Source organism: Rhizobium sp. NXC14 (assembly GCF_002117485.1).
In the GTDB taxonomy this organism is placed as follows: Bacteria; Pseudomonadota; Alphaproteobacteria; order Rhizobiales; family Rhizobiaceae; genus Rhizobium.
In genome coordinates this window covers 370,629-391,700 of sequence record NZ_CP021031.1, presented here as the reverse complement: position 1 = coordinate 391,700, position 21,072 = coordinate 370,629, and the positions used below count along the sequence as shown (strand labels likewise).

Genomic DNA, 21,072 nt, shown 5'->3' with positions numbered 1-21,072 from the left:
ACGAGGCGACTTCATGGCAGTCGCGGCTAGGTCTTTTTGAGCCGAACCAAGATGGTCTTTGGGTTCTCGGGCGAGCGCTCGACGTCGACAATGCCGGATGACTTCACGAGGTCGCTCAGTCGAGGAAAGCCGTAGTTACGGGCGTCGAAGTCCGGCGCCTGTTTTGCCAGGTGTCCGCCGACCTGAGCCAGATTCGCTCGACCGTCCTCATCGGCAGTCGCGATGATAGCCTTGATCAGCATATCCCGCGCCGCCTTGTTCAGGCCTGCCTTCTTGGCAGGCTGTTTGGCCGGGGAAGGTTTCACTTCGGTTTGCTGTTGTGTCGGGGCGGCCGCTCGGTCAGCTTCTTCGGCCTGCGTATTGAGAACATCGAAATACACGAACTTGTCGCAGGCCGTGATGAAGGGGCGCGGCGTTTTGCGTTCTCCGAACCCGTAGACCGTGACGCCCTGTTCGCGGATCCTTGCTGCCAAACGCGCGAAATCGCTATCACTGGAGACGATGCAAAAACCGGAAAAGCGGCCGGTGCCTTTCAGGCTACCCGCCCATAGTCGTGTGATTATGGAGGCAGATAATGAATTTCTGGCAACGATTGCTCGCACCCCTTCGACCCCATCCGATGGCCACGGCCCGAGCGCGTTGTCATCGGCCGAATCCTTCAAAACTAACGCATCGGCCCTGACGCCATTGGTACGGATCCGAACGTTTATTCGTACCAATGGTACGCACGATGATATGTTGGTACGAATCCGTGGTGCAAGTGGTACGCAAAAGTGCACCAAACGGTGCAATTTCCGTGAAGGTTCCTGAGACCTTCGCCATCTGGCGGGTAAATTAAAGTATAGTTTCTGCGCTCTCAAATTGTTGACATAAAGTATACGCTTTTTCTGCGGATATACCTTATTTTTATTTTGGCTATATTTACCGAATCCGAAATTGGAAACAGCGTTATACTCACGAGAAAAATGACGTTTTCCGCAAGAAAAACGCAGATTTTTCGGAGGGCGATCAGTTCGATCGGCGAGGGCGCCCTGCGCTATCACATCGGTTTCTCCACGAGGTTCGAGAGCGATGGCGGTTGAAATGCGAGCGGAAACTATCGTCCAGATAGGTTCCGCTTACCGCGGGGCGCTTGGGACGACCTGTATCGGTGCCACTCTCGAGGAAGCGAGGAGACATAGACTGTACGCTGACGCGAGCGCCAGAGTGTCTGACGAGTGAAACTATCTTCGCCCGACGCCGGTAGGATCACGGGAGCTGCGGCCGCATGGAGAGATGGAGACAGCTGTGAGCTAGGACGACGTCGTTGGCATCATCGACGCGCTGTCTCGTTTGCTGCCGTCCAGTTTGCCAATGCCCGGATCGGCGGCTGAAACGCCCAATGTAGAGTTGGAGGAGGCGTCAGTCCAACATTATGGGCGCACAGTCCAAAAATGCGTGGCGACAGTCCAAAATTATCAGGCGACGCTCATGTCGCATTACTAAATAGCTCCTACAAGCAATGTGGCGGGGAAGTTGGAATGTCCGCCGTTGTGCAAAGTAGAAATGTCCGCGAGGTTGCTACGCGGCACACCGATCAGCCCCGATCTGAGCGGCTGATACCGGTTGCAAGAGCAGATCGGGGCGGGTGAGAGACACCCCTTCGGCTTTAGCTTTGAGACTATCCGATCGACGGTTCACTCGGCAGCCTGCTGCCTCAACAGCGCTTTCTCTCGCCGCGCAATCACCGCCGGATCATTCATGTAGTCCGTGCGCCTTCCGGGCTTGCGACCTCTCGGCTTATAGCTATTTTTGTCGCTGTTGCTCTTCACGACCGGCTTTTCCTGCTGGTCCTGACGCTCCTTGATATAGGCCAGAACATCACCGAGCCGCTTGTTCTCGGTAATTGCCGCATGCGTCACCCGCTGGTCCTTGTCGAACACCGTGTAGGGCAGGGAATGTCCCTTCCAGCGCACATCCAGGCGGCCGTCAGCATAGGCATAGGTCTCGACATAGCGGCCCACCAGACCGCGCGTCACCTCGGTCTCCTCCAGCATGATCCGCTTGCGTTCAAACGAAAACGTCAACTGCGCCCCGACGTAACGCTGCTCGCGCTTGCAAAGGATCTCAGTTAACCGACCCGGGGCCAGATTCAGCGGCCGGTGCAAGTCCTCGGACCGGGCAGGGATGATCGCAAACCGCGCATTGTAGTGCTCCATGAAGCCAGGCAAAAACGCATTGCCAGTCTCCATGTCCCAGATCCCCGCCAGCCGTAATTCCTTGACCAGCCGATCCTGCAGCGTCCGGTTCATGCGCTCGACGCGACCTTTGGCCTGGCTCGAATTTGCGCAAAGAATCTCGATGTTTAGCTCGCAAAGCGCCCGCCCGAACTGGGTCATCCCCTGGCCACCCTTGGCGTCCTTCTTCGCCACCCGGAATACCGAATGCTTGTCGGAGTAGAAGGCCACAGGCGCGCCGTGACGCCTGAGGTATAGCGCCAGTGCCTCGAAATAGCTGAAGGCGCTTTCCGAGCGCACAAACCGCAACTGCATCAATCTGCCAGTCGCATCGTCGACAAACACCAGCAGCGAGCATGGCGGCCCGCGATCCTCGAACCAGCGGTGTTCCGACCCGTCGATCTGCACCAACTCGCCATAGGCCTCGCGCCGCAGCCGCGGCTGATGAAACGTCCGCCGCTGCTTGGCAGATAGCCACAGGCCAGCCTCCACCATCCAGCTGCGCAACGTCTCGCGCGACACACGCAATCCATCGCGTTCGGCCAGCTTCTCGGCCGCCAGCGTCGGACCGAAATCCGCATAGCGTTCGCCAACCAACGTCATCGCATAATCGCGAACGCCGTCGCTAATCCGGTTGTTCGATGGCCGACCGATCGCCTTGTGCCTTATCGATGCCGCGCCGTCAGTGCGGATCCGATCCAGCAGCCGACGCACCTGGCGCTCGCTCAGATCAAGCACATGTGCCGCCGACACCAACGTCATGCGGCCGTCGACCACCTTCGACAAAATCTCGATCCGCTGCAGATCGCGCTCGCTCATCGCTATCAATCCCATCCGCAATCTCCACCGTCATCAAAAACGGGAAGAGAGTGACATTCTAACTTTGCAGAAACAGGACACTTTAACTTTGCGGCTACAGGCGAATCTGGCATAACAAATATTATGGAACATCTAGGCGGTTTGCTGCCTGTTGCGTTTTGGCCCGAAACCGCATTTTCCACGACTGTGGAAAACTGGCGATGCTGCGGTTTGCCGTGTTGCGTTGAAGCGAACCGATGGCATGGTTGCGTTCATTGAGGAACGCGAGTCACCATGCCGATCATCAATATAAGAAATGCAGCCCTGCCGCCATCCGCACGCGGGCTTGTCGCTGTCGGGTCGCTTGGTGTCCCACGGTTTTGGGCCACCATCTGGAGTGACGTCCTGAACCCGAGGCTGGAGCCATCGAGCCGACAGAAATATCTGACGGCCATTGATCGTTTCTACGAGGCAGTATGCGAGCAACACGGTACCGACTGTCTGGACCGTCTTATAGCCGAAGCCGATGGCGATGCTTTGGAAGAATGTCTTCTAGGCTTCTTCGCCCAGCTCAGGAACGAGGCAGTCGTCGAGAACGCAGACAAGTCGTCCACATGGAAGTTTGCGCTCGACTTCGCGACGGAAATGCTTCGCCAGGCCGGTAGCACGGCTGGTGCGCGGGCGAACGAAATCCAGGCAAAAGTACATCGCCTTGAGACTTTCTACCGCAACCTGGTTCCGAACCCCCAGAAGCCGCCGCCGCCGATCCGGGCACTTCCGCCGCTCGTCATCGAGGACCTGTACGAAATCTTCAGGCCGGATTCGACGCGCAACCCCTTCAAGACTGAGACGCTGCGCTGGCGCAACCTCTTGGTCTTCATGTTGCTGTTGCGCCTTGGGCTTCGGCGTGGTGAAGGCGCGTTGCTGTACGCTTCCTCGTTCAAGGAGGACTTCGACCCAGTCGCTCGCAAGACCGTTCACTGGTTGGATGTCGAGGAGGTCGATGATCCGGACCCAAGGTACGAACAGCCTGGACTGAAGACGGAGACCTCTCGACGCCAGCTTCCGCTACAGGAAGAGATTGTCGAACTCGTCAGGTTCTACATCCGCAACTATCGCGGACGGGCAAATCATCCGCATCTTCTGATCTCTCAAAAAGGTCTGCCACTTTCGCTGCGATCTCTCAGCGAAATCTTCGAGGTTGCGACGGACGCTCTGTCCGACGAAGCCAAGCAATCTCTGAAAAAGCAGGGGCTTAAAGGCGTCTCTTGTCACGACCTCCGCCATACATCTGCTGTCGTCAGGATGCGTCGGTATCAGGACACGGGCAATGGTCTGGACAAGGCTCAGGAGAAGCTGCGGACGTTTTTTGGGTGGTCGAAGAAGTCGGATATGCCGCGCCTCTATGCCAAGGCCTACTTCGAAACCAGCCTGGACGAAGTCTGGGGCGAAAAGTTCGACCACTTTGTGGATGCTCTTCGACGCACTGTTCCGAAGACGTCCCATTGAAGCCCGCCATCACGCTCCAGAGCGACCGCCTCGTCGCCGATATTGATCGCCTGACATCGAGTTTGCCGCCGTTGCCTGCGGTGGTGAAATACTACGATGATTTTGCGAACGAGATATGCTCCGTCCGGGACCTGTCCGAAACCGACCAGGTCTTCCTTGCCTTGGACGGCCGCCAGCATCCAATATCGTTCAATGCATTTGGTCCCGCAACACAGGTCATGAAACATGTGTTCGCCGACTGGCTTGGCGAACACGACCTTCACTACGTGACGATCTTGTTTGGCAGCACCCTAAGCTACCTCGCACGTCGTGGCGTCCTCTCGCTGATCGAGCTATTGGTGTCGCAGCCATTCGACGCTCGATCCCATTGGAACACATTCGTTCTTGCAGAGGTGAGTGCCAGGGAAAGCTACTCGCTAAGAGCCATTCTTCATTCCCTCTGTCGGCTGAACATTGGTCATTGGACGCCCACGGCAGCATCCCTCATCCGCGCTTTAAAAAGTCCGAAGGTGGACAAGTATCGCGTCGTTCGCATCGGCGACTGCTTCATGCCACTGGATCATCAAAGCCTGATCGTCGACCATATCGACGCGATGTGCGCTGCGCTCTCGAATGATCCGCAGTCGATTGATGACGAAGCGCTGCGGGACGTGTGCATCTTGGTCACGTCGTACCAATATGCCTTCCGTCCGGGTCAGATCGCGCGGATCGAGACGGCCGATGTTCGGCTATACTCGACCGGTGCGGTGCATGTGGCGGTCGCCCGGATCAAGCAAAAGGACAAGCGCAAGCGCATTCGAGAAACCCGGCGGATCAAGCGAGAGTGGGGCCCGCTCTTCAATGAGTTCGTGAAGCGTCGGGACGCAGGAAGGGTCATGATAGAGGAGGGCGTGCCCCCTCGCCTCCTCTTCGGCCTCACGCCGTCCGGTGTCAGCCGGGTCATTCTTGAGCTTACGTCGGACCTGACTGGTGAGGCTTGGTCTCCAACCGACTTGAGACATACGGCGGCACAACGTCTCGCGGACGGCGGCATCTCGCACGCTGGTCTCTCGGAGTTCATGGGTCACTCCAGCGACCGCGTCGCAAACGTATACTTCGACGCGTCGCCGCCACAGGCCAAGCGTATCAACGCCGCCCTGGCGATCTCGCCGATCTACAAGCACGTCGCCAAGATCGCGACGACGAAAACCATCGATAAGGCGATGCTGCTTGGTCTTCCGGCCGAGAAGCAGATCGGCGGCGTGCCTCACGGGATTCCCATTGCCGGAATAGGCGGTTGCAATCTCGGTCAAAACCTCTGCATGAAGAACCCGGTGGTGGCTTGCTACACCTGCTCCCAGTTCATGCCGCTGAACGACCCAGAAATCCATCAAGAGGTCGTGGATAGCCTTCGTCCAGTGGTGACGGAATTTGCCGCTGCGTCCCGCAACAACCAGCAATCCCCTGCTTACGCTCAATTGAAGAGCACCCTCGACGCCGCACGGCGCATCGCCGAGGAGCTGAAACCTGATGGTCAGGAAGAGGTATGAACCCATTCTATGCCGAATACATCGCCACGGCTAAGACCCTGGCGGAAGAGCGCGGCCTTAACTGGAGGCTGGTCTACGATGACCATGGCAAGGTCAGCAAGGATACGCGGTGGAACCTGACCGAGTTGAGGGGCATGTTGCCGCCGCCGATTCAGTGGTTGGGGCAAGTGGGCGTCGAAGCCAATTCGTTTGCGAAATCAGGCTGAGGATGGAACAGGAGCCGGTTGTGGGTGGCCCGATGCCTCCGGCATGGATGGACCTCTATCAGGCCGTCCTTATCCATCAACTTCTCGTCCGCAAAACGAAGCCACTAAGCGCGATAAAAATCGCGGTTCCAATCCGTCAGCTCGCGCCCGTGGCTGGAGAGACGCCGCCGTGGGCCGTGACACCGGTGCAAATCCAGCAGGCCTACAACGCCACCCTGGAGGGACAGGTTTCCGGCAAGGTGGCACTCGACTTTGCCACCATGGTCAGGAACGTTATCGATAGGCAGAAACTCGCTGACATCCCTTCTCTGGCCCGCTATTGCGAGCCATATGCTACAAAAAATGCCTTAGCGGCCCAGCAACAGGCCGACGCAGTCCGAAATCGGCAAAACGCTCATGGCGGCCGCAAGAGCCTTCGGCGCAGCCTGGCCGAAAGGAAGTCGGCGTCGAAGCTTCCGGATGAAAGGGCCTTCTGGGAGCGGGTGCGGATTGTCTTCACAGAGACGCCCATGTCCTTCTCGGACGCGATCCGGTTTGCGGCATTTAAGGTCCAGATCATCATGGGCTTCCGTATCGGAGAGGCTGCCCTCCTTCCATTGGACTGGAAGCGTTGGCGCGAGTATCTGGATGCCGACGGACGACCGGCCGGAGAGCATGGCGGGTTCTCCCGCTCGCTAGGTGTTCCGCACCAATCCTCGCTGCGCCGAAATCCTCGGCAATGCTGACGACCGTGATCGCAAGGCCAACCTGACCCGCCTCGAACAGGCGGAAGCGGACCGCGAGCAGAAGGCCAAGGTCGATGGCAACCAGATGGCCTTGGAGGAAGAAAACCTTCGGCTGAAGGCGGAGAACGCCTCGCTGCGCCGCGACCTGGATCGCATGAAGCGACTGAGCGCGGTGATCGCCGAGACTGGTAGACTTCCATGATTGGGTGTTTGAAGTCTGGTCCTCGGAGCCGCGCCGTCGTGGCCCCGACAGGCCGTGGGAGCTGGATCGCAGTGAATGAGGCACAGGGACCCGCGACGTCCCGTCGTGGGTGGCCGCAGTGAACGGAGAGCCAGAGCCCATGGCAGGGGCCAATCAACGACGGGGTGGCGCAGAGGGGCAGACGTTCCTGGTCCTTGGTGAGCGTTCTGAGCAGTCTTCCTGGGAGCTGTCCATTACGTCAGTTCATGCCAGCCGGTTCGGCGACCACGTCATCATCGGCCGCGACGAGACCGAGCAGCTCCGCCGTGCCCTCGTACTCTCCAAGAGATCACCGCGTGATCCGGCGGTTGGCGAGACTTGGCGTGTCACAGGCTCGATCCAACTCCATCCAGAATATGGTCCGCAGCTTCATGCCGAGGTGGCTTTGCCCCTCGTCACCAAAGGTCGGGCGATCATCCGGCACCTTGCTAGCGACAAGCGCTTCGTCGGTCTCGGCTGGGCGATGGCGGAGAAGGTCTGGGAGCGCTTCGGCGAAACCATCTACGACCTCATTCGGGATCGCGACTTGAAGGCGCTCGCGGACGTCGTCGGCGCGGATCGGGCCATCGCCATCGTCGACGGCTTCGGCATGCTGGCCGAGGAGGTCGAAATCTTTCGATGGCTGGATCGCTACGGCGTCTCGCCTCGTGTGGCTGGTGCTGCCGCCCGTGTCTGGGGTCTTGGAGCTATCGCCCGCATCAAGGCCGACCCGTTCACAATGACATTGCTGGAGCCGTGGAAGGACGTGGACGCGAGAGCGCTTCGTCTTGGCGTTGCCCTCGATGATCCGAGGCGATTGACGGCCGCCGTCGAGGAGGCGTTGGCCATTCGCTTCCGGGCAGGGAACATGGCCTCCCCTTCCCCGGTTCTGAAACCTCTGGTGAAGCGCCTGCTCGCACCTTGGACTGGCGATCCGGCGATTGCCATCGATCTGGCCTTGGCCAGTGGTCGCGTGGTGTCGCCAGCCTCCGAGCTTCTACAGTCGAGGGCCTGCCGCTTCATGGAGGAAGAGGTCGCTCGGCAGATCGGCGAGCGCATCGGTCGCGAAGGGCTGGGATTCGACGGCAAGCTGGTTGTCGAGGCCATGGCCAAGGTCGAGGCGGAGATCGGTTATGCCCTTACCGATGCGCAGCGCGAGGCGGTCTTCATGGCCACGACCTGTGGCTTTTGCGTGATCAGCGGCGGCGCGGGCACGGGTAAGACGACCGTCGTTCGGGCGATCCTTGCGGCATTGGAGGCCATCCGTGACGGTCTTCCGGCTTCGCAGCGCCATGGCGTCGAACACCTGCAGGTGGCTCTCGCGGGCCGTGCCGTCAGGCGGATCAGCGAGGCGACAGGTCGTCCAGCGAGCACCCTCTCGCGGCTGGTTCACGACATCGAGGATGCTGGCCGTCGTATCGAGGCGGGGACGGTCATCTTCGACGAATCCTCCATGCTCGACACTCCATCGATCTACCGGGTGCTCGCTCAGTTGCCCATCGAGGTCAACCTGATCTTCATCGGCGATCCGGGACAGCTTCCGCCCATCGGAGCCGGCCTGCCCTTCCACACCATGGTCAAGGCGACGAGAATACCTTCGGTCACTTTGGACATCGTACACCGACAGGACGACGCCACCGGCATTCCGGCCATCGCATCCGCCGTGCGCACTGGCAAGGCAGTCGGTCTCCGCCGCTTCGATCCGAATGTCGCGCTGACGCCTGGCGTCTATCTCTTCCCGGCGTCGAAAGACGACGTGGCCGGAAAGACCGTAGCGGCCTTCCGCGCCATGTGCGGGCGGGTTCCAGCCTATGGCAAGACGGCCGCACTGCACGAAATGGACGTCCAGATACTCACGCAGGCAAAGAACGGCCCAGCCGGATCGAAAGAGCTGAACCGGGCCATTGAGATCGAGTACATGTCCAAGCAGGCGAATGTCGAGGATTGGGGTTTGAGCGTCGGCTCGAAAATCATGTGGTTGAAGAACGATTATTCGAAGGCCCCTCAGCTCGACGATGAAGGGAAGCATGTTCTCGACAAGGTCACGGGCGATCCGATCTGCGCCGCGTTCATGAACGGCTCCCTGGGCGTCGTCACCAAGCCCCACCCCAAAGGTGCCTGGGTGCGGTTCGACGACGGCGCTGAAGACGTGATCACCACGGCCGACCTTGAGAAGCTCACCCACGGCTGGGCGATCAGCGTCCACAAGGCTCAGGGGTCGGCATTCAAACGGGTCATCATCCCTGTCGTCCGGTCGAAGCTTCTGGACCGAACCATGCTCTACACAGCGATAACTCGCGGCATCGAGACCGTCGTTCTCGTCGGCGATATTGATCTCATCAACGAGGTTGTCTCCGCTTCTCCTAAATCCTTGGATCGCGAGCATAACTTGAGCTTCGACGGTATTTGAATTGACGTGACACTAATCGTTGACCAGGCTGGTAGTGATTGATTCAGCTATTCGCGTAAGGGGTGTGCATCGACCATGTACATGTTGAAGCCCGGCATAAAGAAAGACCCCGTGCGACGCTGGGCTCTGCCTGACCGCATCTTCTTCGGAAATGGCGCGTGCGCCATTCTGGCCGGAGTGTTTTTGAAGGAGGCACCCCTTCCTGAATTTTACGCGGAGCGCATTATCCCAGGCGAAGGGTTTGCCGGAAACCATATCTTCGTGACCGACGGGGTCGTCGCTTTCGACCACCACGGCTATTCGTTGCGGAACCGACTCCTAGCCTACCACACGAATGGTTGGGCGAGCCGATCTGCAGAAGGATGGAATTGCCGCCTCGAACGCGTCACCTTTGATCTGCTCGACAGGCGCGATCTCAATGACAACAAGATGCTCGGGCCGGATCAGTATCTTCACGACCCCATAGCTCGTGCCGAGACCTACCTTGGCCGGGTGAACCACATCGAAGCAAGCGAACGAGCACGCGCCAAGCAACTCGTTCACAGCGCTATCTGATTTATCAATTGGCGGATTATCGAGTTTAGCGCCTCCGGTCGTTCCATCGGCACGTAATGCCCACAGTCGGGGACAACATGCAGGCAACCGTTTTGGGCTATCCCGGCTTGCTTGGAAATGGTCGCCAGTCCGGGTAAGACGTCGTCTGCGCCTGTGACTACGTGCACTGGGCCTGAGAATGTCGAAAGGGTATCGCCGCGACTTCTGCGGGTGTGGAATGCCTCGACGCCTCGTAGTACATCATCAAGGGGCTGACGCATAACGATACTCTCCGCCTCAGCGATGATCGCTGCAGACGTGGTCCTCGCAAACGCAGGCTTCCACCATTCGTGCCATGCAGCCGATAGCCCCATCTCCTGAAGTCTAGTGGCGTAGGTTACGTGAAGCCCGGAATCCAGTCGCCGCGCCGCCTTTGTCCCTATCAGAACCAACGCCGCAACCCGTTCCGGCGCGAGTGCAGCAACCTCCAAGGCGCATGAGCCACCAACCGAGCAGCCGACGGCAATGACTTTATTACCGGTCGGAAGCTTTAGGGCTTCGGCTGCCCAGTCTTCGACGCGATCACCGAAACCATAAAGCGTTGGCGCATACGTTGCACCTGGCAGGAGGTCGAGCTGGGCTGCCCACATCGATCCATCCAAAGGCAGTGCATGGAGCAGCAGGAGTTCGGGATTCATGCGGACGGTTCCAACGATTGCGGGTCACGCCAGCGATGCGGCTGCGTGTCTTTATGGAGATCGCGGTACCGCTTGAGGTTGTTGGCAGATACGACTGAGATCGGTTCCATGCCAACCACCACTAAAACCCCATGCAGCAGCGGATTATCCCACTGGAAGGGAACGTCGCCCCAGAAGAGCGTAAAAGGCCCCTCTCGTTCTTGAACCAAGGTTATCTCGCACAGCGTGCCATAAAAGCGAAAAGCTCGTTTGTGCCGGAAGCGCTTCAGCGGAACCTCTTCGAACTCAGGAATCTCCCGGAGCTTCGTATCCAGTTCTTCAAAGGTCTCGCTGCGATAGAGCATGTCGATATCGCTGTGAGCGAAAGGCTCACGGAGACCCAAAACTTCCTCCGCCCATCCCCCGAAGAGATCGCAGGTCATCCCTGAACTTCGTAGCTTGGCTATGACGGCGGCGACTTTCTCTCGGGTGTTCTCCATTGATCTCTCCGGACCTGCGTCGAACATTGCTAATTACCCTGCTTAGGCGGACATCAGGGCGATGGCATCGTCTGTCGGCCGCACATCGCCAAAGCTCCGATAGATGTTGTGGAGTGCTGCGTTGTGGTCCTGATCCCGCCTGGCAGCCGTCCCGTCGGCTATGAAGATTACCCGGAAGCCGCTGGCATAGGCGTCTCGGGCCGAGGACTCACAGCAGATGTTCGTCAACGTTCCGGTGATGAAGACCGTATCGATTCCGCGAGCGCCAAGTACAGCGGGCAAGTCTGAAGAGCCGGGGAAAAACGCGCTATAGGCGGACTTCTCGAAATACAGGTCTTGTGCCTGCGGAGATAGCCCGGCCCACACTCTCTCCGATATCGGACCAGCCCCGCCTGACGTCCGAAATACTTCCGCTACTTCTTCGCCAAAGAACTCCCGTGTCAGGTCTGGATGAGGTTGATCGGAGCCGGGAACAACCCACGCCACCGTGCCACCAGCGCTACGAAGAGCGTCTGCGAGGCGAATAATGTTGGGCAGTATCCCTCTGCAATAGCCGCTTTCCTCGACGAAAAACGGGACCATGTCGATCACGACCAGAGCCGTTCGACGTGGTTCGACAGATTCATACGCATGGCGTCGTCCGCGCCTCTGCTCCTGCCGCTCATACTCACGCTGCTCAATCAGCCAATTGTGAAGCTTTGGGCGTGGACCCGCTATTTGGAGTGCTATTGCGCTGCCCTGATCAGAATCCATCTCGGCGAATCCTCGTGCGATGCAACGATGATCAACGGCCATTCCGTCAGCGTCAATGGCTCGCGCCACGACGCTCCAAAAGCAACAAAGGGTGTTTTGCGAGCCAGCTACAAGGACTTTCCTGTTGCAAATCTTCCAGCTCCATAAAGCAACAAACGGCCCGAACTAGGCTTAGCAACGGGCCGATGAAGCGATGATCCTCCAGAATGCCTGTGACGCAGAACGTTCTCGCCACTCACTCACCCAGCTTCAGAGCCGAAACCGCACTCTTTGGAACCGAGAGGTCATTTCGAAAGTGTTGCTTTTGGCGTAGCTTGACGTAAAGAATCCCGCAAAGGGATACGGCTGCGTGGGTGACTACAAAGCTCACTGGGTGTGATTCGATCGGTGGCTTGAGACCGTGCTGCAGCACTGCAAGGACAACGCGGAGAAATACCAGTAATTGCGCGACGGGCAGCACGTGGCTTGTCTGAAGTGGGCAGTCGATTAGACGAAAGCAGACGTGATTGTCAGCGTCTTCCTGTCGGCGTCTAACGTTGCCTCAGTACCAATCGGGATCGCCAGCGCGTCGGGACCGTGTCCTAACGGCAGACCGCCCAGTATTGGAACGCCAAGTACGCCCAGACGGTCCCGCAAAACATCGATCACGGTCAATCCTTTGGAAGGCGCGAACTTAGTAAACTGTCCGACAGCAACACCCGCAATACCTGCGAGGCATCCAGATTTAATGAGACGGGTCAACGTTCTGTCGATATGGCCGAGACCCTTCTCGACATCTTCGATCAGCAAAATGGCACCGTCCAGGCTTGGAAGTGCCCAACCGGCTGCTGCTGCTATCATGTCCAGATTGCCACCCAGCAGTGCGCCTCGAACCTTTCCGGACGTCGTCAGTCTAGCGGTGGGTTCGGATTCATCTGAATGAACGACGGTATCTTCTATGGACGAGATAGCCCGCTCGAATGATTTGGAAGAGGTCTCTCCTGATTGGATCGGGTTCCACGCAGCGCCATGTATTCCTGGCACCGCACATTGTTGCCAGATCGATAGGTGAAGGATCGTGATCTCACTGAATCCGATCAGGACCTTTGGGTTCGCACGCATGGCGGCGAAGTCGATACCATCTGCGATACGGTAGGCCCCCTTTCCGCCCCGAGTCGCTATGACGGCACGGACGGAGGGGTCCCGAATGGCATCATTCAGGCCCGAGAGACGGTCTTCATCCCGGCCGGCGAGGTAGCCAAGCCGGTCAAGGGCATGAGGTCCGACCTGAGTTTAAGACCCAGTCCTTCGAGATATCTAACACAGATATCGACGTCGGTGTCGCTCGGAGTGCTCGCTGGCGAGACGAGACGGACGATGTCTCCAGCAGCCAATCCTGCCATCTTTGGCTTCCATGAAACATCCATCTTGAGATTGCCCCATCAAAATTGACTTCGTATAAAGTCTTAAATTACCAACGGCGCGTAGCGTGGCATGCAACAAGGTCACGCGCAACACGCACCGGATTTGCGACGAGCAACAGCCTGCAGCCTGTTGCGTAATCCTGTCAGATGGGAAGCAACAAACACCCGGAAAACCAGAGTGCAACACCCGACTTTGCGGCGGTCCCGTGAGAAATGCCTGTGTTCTGGGGACTCACATCCACTCACTCACCCAGCTTCATTGCCGAAACCGCACTCTTTGGAACCATGCTGCGCGAGTACGGCTTGTTCGACCTATCGAACACCTTACGCGTCTGGCAATCAACGCGAGGGTATGGGCAACGAAAATGTGCGTTGGATCTCGCGGGCGAAGCGGCTCCCATAGCTAGCTGCATCCTCCGTGTGGCAAGGAGCGTTTGGCGCGCCCCTTGCCGAGTCGCCCCCAATCAAGGCTGCGAACTGGTCCATAGTATTGTTCCTCGTGATCGTCGCCCATGTCGGAGCCTGCCATGTTCTGGTACATCGAGGCTTCAGAGCCATAGCTGGCGTTGGCGCGGTACATGCATGGACATACGTTGATACGCGTCACCTACAGGAGAAAGGATTTCATGTTCAAGCCCACCGAGAACGTCGTCATTTTGATTTGGGTGGTCCCGGTCCTCGAGGCACAACAGCACACTGGCAGTCTGCCCCGCGCGGGAGGGTACGCACCATGCCGGTGACGCTCGAGACCGCGCGACTATATTTGCGACCGCTAACCACACCATGGGACCTGCTGCGATTTCATTCACTTCATACCGACCCTTTCGTTGTGAATGCCATATATGATGGAAAGCCTCCGTCCTTTGAAGACACATGGGCCGAGTTCAAGCAGGCCCGCGCGGACTGGGATACGTATGGCATCGGTCTCTTTGCGGTGTTCGGGCGCGACTGCTCCAGCCGGGAAGGCCGTTTCCTTGGACAAAGCGGCCTAACTTTTCTGCCGGAAAGCGACGATCTGGAGTTCAGCGCATGTTTTCACGAGGCCGCATCCGGCAGTGAATATGCCCCAGAGGCGGGATGCGCAATCCTTGATTTTGCCTTTACGACCTTGGGAGCACCGCGAGTCCTGTGCTTTGTTCGGTCCGATAACCGGCGTTCCTTACGTTCAGTCGGAAAGATGGGATTCTGGCAGATCGGTGATCGGTGGTTTGGGGACCAGCTGACGCGCTGCTTCGAGGTAAAGCAACAAGATCTGGATGGGATCATCGCAGCAAATCCACGCTTTGCGCCGGGTTCGCTACGTTAAGATGCGTAAAAAGGGTCGCGATCATCGCCGATATCGATGCAGGTTCTGGCAATGCCGAGGCGACGTATCTGCTTGCAAAAAGATGATCGAAGCCGGCGCTTGCGCCCTGCAGATCGGAAACCAGGTTTCCGACGAAACGCACTGCGGTCCTCAGGACGGCAAGGTGACCAATCCCCATTAGGAATTCGTCGCCAAGAACTGTGCCTGCCGCTATGCGTTTCTCGAGCTCGGCATCGACAACGGCATCATCGTTGCCCGCACGGATTCTCTCGGTGCAGGCCTGACCAAACAGATCGCCTTCAGCGCCAGCGAAGGCGATATCGGCGACCAGTACAACGCTTCCCTTGATTGCTAGGACATCACCAGCCAGCAGACCTCCAACGGTGATGTCCTAGTCACTCGCGGGTCCAAGGTCCTGCGGAGCGGCTGCCGTCCAACCTGTTCCAGTTCCGTGAAGGCACCGGCGCCGACCGTTGCGTCCTTGACTGCATCAATGCGCTCAACAATGGCGCCGGCCTGCTCTGGATCGAAACCTAAAACCCCATGTCGAGCAAACCGCCAGCATGATGGATCGCATCCGCGGGTTATACCGAACGCCAAGCTATCTACGACCCGGGCTTCACGTCGACGACCTCATGCGAATCCTAGATCACCTATATCGATGGCGATGAAGGGGTTCTCCTGCACCGCGGCTGTCCGATCGAACAACTCGCCGAGCAAGGGGATTTTCTCGAAGTCTGTTAATGCTCTACGGCTTATGAGGTGCTCGAGGCGACGGGACAGAGCGACGATCCGCTGATGCGGGTTGCGCTCGAGCTTGAAAAAATCGCGCTCAACGAACCCTACTTCATCGATAAAAAGCTCTACCCCAATGTCGACTTCTACTCGGGCATCACGCTGCGCGCCCTGGGCTTCCCGACCACGATGTTCACGTCCTCTTTGCGCTCGCGCGAACCGTCGGCTGGGTGGCGCAGTGGAATGAAATGATCGAAGATCCAGAACAGCGTATTGGCCGGCCGCGCCCGCTCTATGTCGGCGAACCTCAGCGCGACTACCGGCCGGTTTCAAAGCGATGATCGAACGGAATTGTTGATCTCGCAGCAACGCGACCCTCGAAAAGTAGCGGATGCATCGAGATGACGTCTCGCTGCTTCCCTTGCCATCACCCGCATCTCGGGTCCTCCCCTTGCAATCAAACGAAAGCGGCTTGCCACGCGACTGGTCAACGTGCGGCGGTACTTCGGCCGCCCTTTTGGCGGGCCGCCAGCACATCCCGGATCGAGAAGCTCGAATAGATGCGCAACACACCGGGGAGCGTTGAAAGCACCTCCTTGTGTATCCGCTCGAAAGCCCCTGCACTGTCGACGTCGACGCGCAGCATATAGTCTGATCTGCCGGTCATCAGGTAACATTCGCGGATTTCGGGATGCTTGCGCACAGCCGCCTCGAACCTGTCGAGATAGTCTTCCGTTTGCCGTTCGAGGGTGATGTTGATGATCACGGCGATCATTGCGTCTGAACTTGCCGTGTCGACGAGCGCCGTATAGCCACGGATGACGCCAGCATTTTCCATGATCTTGATGCGCCTCAGGCAAGCGGATGGCGACAGGCCAACCTCGACCGCGAGCTTGGCGTTGCTCATACGCGCATCGACGCGCAGCAGCCTCAAAATGTTCCGGTCGATGTTATCGAGGGCGCTCATGGCAGAATCTTTCAAAAGGCCGCACATTGTGCGATTCTATACGGATCTTCGCTCATTCAAAGCGCAGATTCGCAGGCTCTTTCGCTGATTATTTCATATCTTCCGCACAGTCTAGGGAGCGGAAGATGGACCACCTTCTATCGGCAAAACATGCAAGTGCGGGCGCTGCCGGGATCGGCGCGACGGGTTATCTGACGATCGATATCGCAGCACTTTGCCGTAACTACGCGAAGCTCGCCGCGATGGTCACGCCGGGCCGCGCGGCCGCGGTTGTCAAGGCGGATGCCTATGGCCTTGGTGCGGAGCGGGTCTCGCGGGCGCTTTACGAACGGGGCTGCCGGCATTTCTTCGTTGCACAGTTCGTTGAAGCACAGGAGCTCCGGCTTGCGCTCGCGCCCGATGCGCAAGTCTTCGTGCTGAATGGTTTGCAGCCGGGAACCGAGCTCGCGAGCGCCGAGAGGGGCATCGTTCCCGTTCTCAATTCTCTTGAGCAATATCGCCGGTGGTGTGCAGCTGCCCGCTCGCTCAAACGCACCCTGCCCGCAGTCGTGCAATTCGACACCGGCATGTCGCGCCTCGGCCTCCCACCGGAAGAGCGATCTGCGCTCGCCAAGGCCCTCGATGAGCATGGCAATGTCGAAATCTTGTTCATCATGAGCCATCTGGCCTCAGCCGACGAACTCGATGCGACGCAGAACGCTGAACAGCTGGCGGAGATACGCCGCATCGCCGACGAGTTCGCTGGCTTCGACATTTCCTTCGCCAATTCCGGCGGCGTGTTCCTGGGCGACCCGTACCATGGCGTCCTCGTCAGACCCGGGATCGCGCTTTACGGCGGCGCGCCGACGAGTGGGGAGCCGAACCCTATGGAGCCGGTCGTCAGTCTCGAAGTGGCGGTCGTACAGACACGCACCGTGCCGGCGGGCACAAGGGTCGGCTATAGCGGCGTTCATGTGACCGAAGGCGTGACACGCCTTGCGACGATCGCTGCCGGCTACGCCGATGGTCTCCCGAGGGCCTTGAGCGGACGCGGCGCCGTCTATTACCAAGGCATCCGCCTGCCGATCGTCGGCCGGGTCTCGATGGACAGCATCACGATCGACGTGTCCGCCCTGCCTGAGGACACGTTACATCTTGGAAGCCTGGTCGAGGTCATCGGTCCGCATCAGTCGCTTGAGGACATCGCGCGCGATGCCGGCACGATCTCCTACGAGATCCTGACCAGCCTCGGTCACCGCTACTATCGGCAACATCGTTAAGAGCCCGGTCGGCTCCATCATTGGGGAAATCATGAAAGTTGTTGTTCTAGGCTCCGGCATCGTCGGTGTCACTTCCGCCTACCAGCTGGCCAAGGCCGGCCATGAGGTGACGGTCATCGACCGTCAGCCAGGCCCTGCGCTGGAAACAAGCTTCGCCAATGCCGGCCAGGTTTCGTTCGGCTACTGCTCGCCCTGGGCAGCGCCCGGCATTCCGATGAAGGCGCTGAAATGGCTGTTCATGGAGCACGCGCCGCTGATCCTGCGGCCGAAGTTCGATGCGGCCATGCTCTCGTGGCTGCTCAAGATGCTGTCGAACTGCACGTCGAAACGCTATGCGGTTAACAAGAGCCGCATGCTTCGGCTGGCGAACTACAGCCGTCTGGCACTCGCCGAACTGCGCGAAGAAACCGGTCTTGCCTATGACGAAAACATGCAGGGCACCGTGCAGCTTTTTCGCACGCAGCAGCAGCTCGACGCGTCTGCCAAGGACGTGAAGGCTCTCGCAGCCGACGGCGTGCCTTATGAAGTGCTGGACCGCGACGGCTGTGTGCGGGTCGAACCGGCGCTTGCCCAAGTCCGCGAGAAAATCGTCGGCGGGCTGCTGACGCCGAAAGACGAAACAGGCGACTGCTTCAAGTTCACCAATGCGCTCACCAAAAAGGCAACAGGCCTCGGCGTCCGCTTTCTCTTCAACACGACGGTCAAACGGCTCGGTGTCGAAGGGAACCAAGTACGCGGTGTCGTGACCGGCGATGAGCGGATTGCGGCCGATGCGGTTGTCGTCGCGTTCGGCAGCCATTCGCCGACGTTCCTGAAGCGCTACGGCATCAAACTGCCGGTCTATCCGGTCAAGGGCTATTCGCTGACGATCCCGATCACCGATGCCTCGCGCGCCCCGAAATCGACTGTCATGGACGAGACCTTCAAGATCGCGATCACGAGGCTCGGCGACCGCATCCGTGTCGGCGGCATGGCGGAAATTTCCGGCTACACAAACGATCTCGGCCAGGCTCGCCGGCGCACGCTGGAGCACTCCGTCACCGACCTCTTCCCCGGCGGCGACGTCTCCCAAGCGACCTTCTGGTCCGGACTGCGACCGATGACGCCCGACGGCACCCCGGTCATCGGCCCAACCAAGATCAGCGGCCTTTATCTGAACACCGGCCACGGCACGCTTGGCTGGACGATGAGCACCGGATCGGCCCGAGTGATCAGCGATCTCGTGAGCGGCCGCAAGCCTGAGATCGACGCAACCGAGCTCGCCGTCGCTCGCTACGCCTGACGCCAACTTGAATAATTTTACTCTGGAGACCTGATGTGATCACCGCTATTTCTACCGCCGATGCCCCAGGCGCTGTCGGCCCCTACTCCCAGGCCATTAAGACCGGCAACCTCCTGTTCGTGTCCGGACAGCTGCCGATCGACCCGGCCACCGGCGAGTTCAATTCTGACGATGCGGTCAAGCAGGCCGAACAGTGCCTGAAGAACGTGGCCGCTATTGCCAGGCAAGCGGGAACCGAACTTTCGAAGACGGTCAAGACCACGGTGCTGCTGACCGACCTTGGGGATTTCGCGGAGGTCAACCGCGTCTATGCCGAGTTTTTCTCCGAGCCGTTTCCGGCGCGGGCCTGCTATGAGGTGAAAGCTCTGCCGAAAGGCGCCAAGGTGGAAATCGAAGCCGTCATCGCTGTCGGCTGAACTTCCCCGCACCATCGCGGCATATAGCCGGAGCGGTCGAAGGGCCGCTCCGGTTCTGTCGTTTGACGGCGAAGGAAACGGGCGGCAGCCCAGTTGAGGAGGAGAACGCCGTGACGCTTACGCAGGCGCTCAAAAAGCATATCAACGACATCAAAACATTCGGCGATCTTGCAGCAGCCGCTGGCCCGATCGAGACCGCCAAACGCTTTGCGGTCCACAATCCTTCCACCGGCGATTTGCTGGCGGATCTGCCGGACATGCAGGCCTCGGATGTGGCGCTCGCTATCGACAGGGCTGATGCCGCAGGAGAGCGTTGGGCCGGCCTGACCGCGCGCGAGCGCTCCGACATCCTGTGGCGGTGGCACCAGTTGATTGTCGATCACGTCGATGATCTCGCCGCCATTCTAACTTGCGAAATGGGCAAGCCGCTTGTCGAGGCGAAGTCGGAGATTTCTCATGCCGCCGCTTATGTCCAATGGTATGCGGAAGAGGCGAACCGCATCTACGGCGAAACGATCTCGGCGCCGTCCACCGACAGACGGCTGTTGGTGATCAAGCAGCCGGTCGGCGTCGTCGGCGCCATCACGCCCTGGAATTTTCCGGCCTCGATGGTCGCGCGCAAGATTGCGCCGGCGTTGGCCGCCGGCTGCACGATCGTTTTGAAGCCGGCAGAGCAAACCCCGCTTGTCGCAGGCGCCATGTTCGCGCTTGCCCGGGTGGCGGGTTTTCCCGAGGGCGTGCTCAATCTAATCTATGCGTCGGATGGCGATGCAGTCGGCACGGAGCTTTGTTCGAACCCGAAGGTTCGCAAGATCAGCTTCACCGGATCGACGGAGGTCGGCCGGTTGCTCATGCGCCAATGTTCCGACCAGATCAAGCGGATCAGTTTCGAGCTCGGTGGCAACGCGCCTTTCATCGTGTTCGACGATGCCGACATCGATGCGGCCGTCGATGGTGCGATCCAGGCCAAGTTTCGAAATGGTGGCCAGACTTGCGTATCCGCCAATCGCATTTACGTGCAGTGCGGCGTCTACCACCTGTTCTCCGAGAGGTTCACCGAACGCGTCAGGCGGCTGCAGGTTGGCGACGGGTTCAAATCGGATACCGCCATCGGTCCGCTGATCGACACTCACGCTCTGGCGAAGATAGAGGCGCATGTCGACGACGCCGTGAAAAAGGGAGCGATGGTTCGCTGCGGCGGTCGTCGGGTCGGCGCGAAGGGAACGTTTTTCGAGCCGACCGTCATCACCAATGTCGTCGGTTCGATGCAGATCGCCCAGGAAGAGACGTTCGGTCCCCTGGCGCCGATCATCCGTTTCGAAGACCCGGAGCAGGTGATCCGGGAAGCCAACGACACCATCTATGGCCTAGCCGCCTATTTCTACGCCTCGAACCTCAAACGCGTCTGGCGGGTGGCCGAGGCGCTGGAATACGGCATGGTCGGCATCAATACCGGTCGGATGTCATCGGAGGCGGCACCCTTCGGAGGCATCAAGCAGTCCGGCATTGGACGCGAGGGCTCTCGGCACGGCCTCGAGGACTATCTCGAAATGAAGTACCTCTGCATGGGCGGCCTCTAACGCTGGTTGCCGCCCTCCAACATCGACGCCGGATTCGATGATATTAA

Annotated in this window: 19 protein-coding genes and 3 pseudogenes; 14 read left to right on the top strand and 8 right to left on the bottom strand. The window is 59.1% G+C overall.

The window, feature by feature from the left end; all coding sequences use genetic code 11:
* Positions 1 to 26: 26 nt before the first annotated feature.
* Both NXC14_RS23720 and NXC14_RS23715 read right to left on the bottom strand, forming a co-directional pair.
* Positions 27 to 662, bottom strand: coding sequence for an NYN domain-containing protein (locus tag NXC14_RS23720; RefSeq protein WP_245362185.1), 636 nt, complete (start codon positions 660 to 662; stop codon positions 27 to 29).
* Between the two features lie 1,014 nt (positions 663 to 1,676).
* Positions 1,677 to 3,050, bottom strand: coding sequence for an ISNCY-like element ISRel26 family transposase (locus NXC14_RS23715; RefSeq protein WP_085780495.1), 1,374 nt, complete (start codon positions 3,048 to 3,050; stop codon positions 1,677 to 1,679).
* A 258-nt stretch (positions 3,051 to 3,308) separates the two neighbouring features.
* On the opposite strand from NXC14_RS23715, the gene NXC14_RS23710 reads away from it, so the two are divergent.
* From NXC14_RS23710 to NXC14_RS23680, 7 genes are all read left to right on the top strand, one after another.
* A complete protein-coding gene (locus NXC14_RS23710) occupies positions 3,309 to 4,523 on the top strand; it encodes a tyrosine-type recombinase/integrase (RefSeq protein WP_085780494.1) in 1,215 nt (404 codons plus the stop codon).
* Complete coding sequence (locus NXC14_RS23705; protein ID WP_245362184.1) at positions 4,520 to 6,052, top strand: site-specific integrase; 1,533 nt, start codon at positions 4,520 to 4,522, stop codon at positions 6,050 to 6,052. The genes NXC14_RS23710 and NXC14_RS23705 overlap by 4 nt, the downstream gene beginning before the upstream one ends.
* Positions 6,049 to 6,258: a hypothetical protein gene (locus tag NXC14_RS33585; protein ID WP_085780493.1), complete on the top strand. Its 210-nt coding sequence runs from the start codon at positions 6,049 to 6,051 to the stop codon at positions 6,256 to 6,258. Before NXC14_RS23705 ends, NXC14_RS33585 begins: the two co-directional genes overlap by 4 nt.
* Positions 6,259 to 6,260: 2 nt before the next feature.
* A complete protein-coding gene (locus tag NXC14_RS23695) occupies positions 6,261 to 6,983 on the top strand; it encodes a hypothetical protein (protein WP_085780492.1) in 723 nt (240 codons plus the stop codon).
* Positions 6,937 to 7,185: a hypothetical protein gene (locus tag NXC14_RS23690; protein ID WP_245362183.1), complete on the top strand. Its 249-nt coding sequence runs from the start codon at positions 6,937 to 6,939 to the stop codon at positions 7,183 to 7,185. The genes NXC14_RS23695 and NXC14_RS23690 overlap by 47 nt, the downstream gene beginning before the upstream one ends.
* Positions 7,186 to 7,324: 139 nt before the next feature.
* Positions 7,325 to 9,613: an AAA family ATPase gene (locus tag NXC14_RS23685; RefSeq protein WP_085780491.1), complete on the top strand. Its 2,289-nt coding sequence runs from the start codon at positions 7,325 to 7,327 to the stop codon at positions 9,611 to 9,613.
* 75 nt (positions 9,614 to 9,688) lie between these two features.
* Positions 9,689 to 10,168, top strand: coding sequence for a hypothetical protein (locus tag NXC14_RS23680; RefSeq protein ID WP_085780490.1), 480 nt, complete (start codon positions 9,689 to 9,691; stop codon positions 10,166 to 10,168).
* Here NXC14_RS23680 and NXC14_RS23675 read toward each other — a convergent pair.
* The 5 genes and pseudogenes from NXC14_RS23675 to NXC14_RS33575 all read right to left on the bottom strand — a co-directional run.
* On the bottom strand, positions 10,153 to 10,845 hold the full coding sequence (locus NXC14_RS23675) for an alpha/beta hydrolase (protein WP_085780489.1): 693 nt from the start codon (positions 10,843 to 10,845) through the stop codon (positions 10,153 to 10,155). The genes NXC14_RS23680 and NXC14_RS23675 overlap by 16 nt on opposite strands.
* A complete protein-coding gene (locus NXC14_RS23670; protein ID WP_085780488.1) occupies positions 10,842 to 11,324 on the bottom strand; it encodes a hypothetical protein in 483 nt (160 codons plus the stop codon). The genes NXC14_RS23675 and NXC14_RS23670 overlap by 4 nt, the downstream gene beginning before the upstream one ends.
* Before the next feature lie 42 nt (positions 11,325 to 11,366).
* Positions 11,367 to 12,077, bottom strand: a complete 711-nt coding sequence (locus NXC14_RS23665) for an isochorismatase family cysteine hydrolase (protein WP_085780606.1) — start codon at positions 12,075 to 12,077, stop codon at positions 11,367 to 11,369.
* A 486-nt stretch (positions 12,078 to 12,563) separates the two neighbouring features.
* Positions 12,564 to 13,100 (bottom strand): hypothetical protein, encoded by a 537-nt coding sequence (locus NXC14_RS33580; protein ID WP_348630264.1) that lies wholly within the window; start codon positions 13,098 to 13,100, stop codon positions 12,564 to 12,566.
* A 42-nt stretch (positions 13,101 to 13,142) separates the two neighbouring features.
* Positions 13,143 to 13,283: pseudogene (locus NXC14_RS33575) on the bottom strand (LD-carboxypeptidase); the annotation flags it as partial.
* Positions 13,284 to 14,210: 927 nt separating this feature from the next.
* Here NXC14_RS33575 and NXC14_RS33570 point away from each other — a divergent pair.
* The 3 genes and pseudogenes from NXC14_RS33570 to NXC14_RS23645 all read left to right on the top strand — a co-directional run.
* Positions 14,211 to 14,786: a GNAT family N-acetyltransferase gene (locus NXC14_RS33570; protein WP_245362182.1), complete on the top strand. Its 576-nt coding sequence runs from the start codon at positions 14,211 to 14,213 to the stop codon at positions 14,784 to 14,786.
* A gap of 14 nt (positions 14,787 to 14,800) precedes the next feature.
* Positions 14,801 to 15,390: pseudogene (locus tag NXC14_RS23650) on the top strand (isocitrate lyase); the annotation flags it as partial.
* A 182-nt stretch (positions 15,391 to 15,572) separates the two neighbouring features.
* Positions 15,573 to 15,862: pseudogene (locus NXC14_RS23645) on the top strand (citrate/2-methylcitrate synthase); the annotation flags it as partial.
* A 146-nt stretch (positions 15,863 to 16,008) separates the two neighbouring features.
* Here the strand turns inward: NXC14_RS23645 and NXC14_RS23640 are convergent.
* Complete coding sequence (locus tag NXC14_RS23640) at positions 16,009 to 16,488, bottom strand: Lrp/AsnC family transcriptional regulator (protein ID WP_085780487.1); 480 nt, start codon at positions 16,486 to 16,488, stop codon at positions 16,009 to 16,011.
* Between the two features lie 125 nt (positions 16,489 to 16,613).
* On the opposite strand from NXC14_RS23640, the gene alr reads away from it, so the two are divergent.
* The 4 genes from alr (at position 16,614) to NXC14_RS23620 (ending at position 21,025) form a co-directional block, all read left to right on the top strand.
* On the top strand, positions 16,614 to 17,747 hold the full coding sequence (alr, locus tag NXC14_RS23635) for an alanine racemase (RefSeq protein ID WP_085780486.1): 1,134 nt from the start codon (positions 16,614 to 16,616) through the stop codon (positions 17,745 to 17,747).
* A 31-nt stretch (positions 17,748 to 17,778) separates the two neighbouring features.
* Positions 17,779 to 19,029: a D-amino acid dehydrogenase gene (locus NXC14_RS23630; protein ID WP_085780485.1), complete on the top strand. Its 1,251-nt coding sequence runs from the start codon at positions 17,779 to 17,781 to the stop codon at positions 19,027 to 19,029.
* Between the two features lie 35 nt (positions 19,030 to 19,064).
* The gene (locus NXC14_RS23625) at positions 19,065 to 19,445 is read left to right on the top strand and encodes a RidA family protein (protein ID WP_085780484.1); all 381 of its coding nucleotides are present in this window, start codon (positions 19,065 to 19,067) and stop codon (positions 19,443 to 19,445) included.
* 149 nt (positions 19,446 to 19,594) lie between these two features.
* Positions 19,595 to 21,025 carry an NAD-dependent succinate-semialdehyde dehydrogenase gene (locus tag NXC14_RS23620; RefSeq protein WP_245362209.1) on the top strand — a complete coding sequence of 477 codons (1,431 nt, stop codon included), beginning with the start codon at positions 19,595 to 19,597 and terminating at the stop codon, positions 21,023 to 21,025.
* Positions 21,026 to 21,072 lie beyond the last annotated feature (47 nt).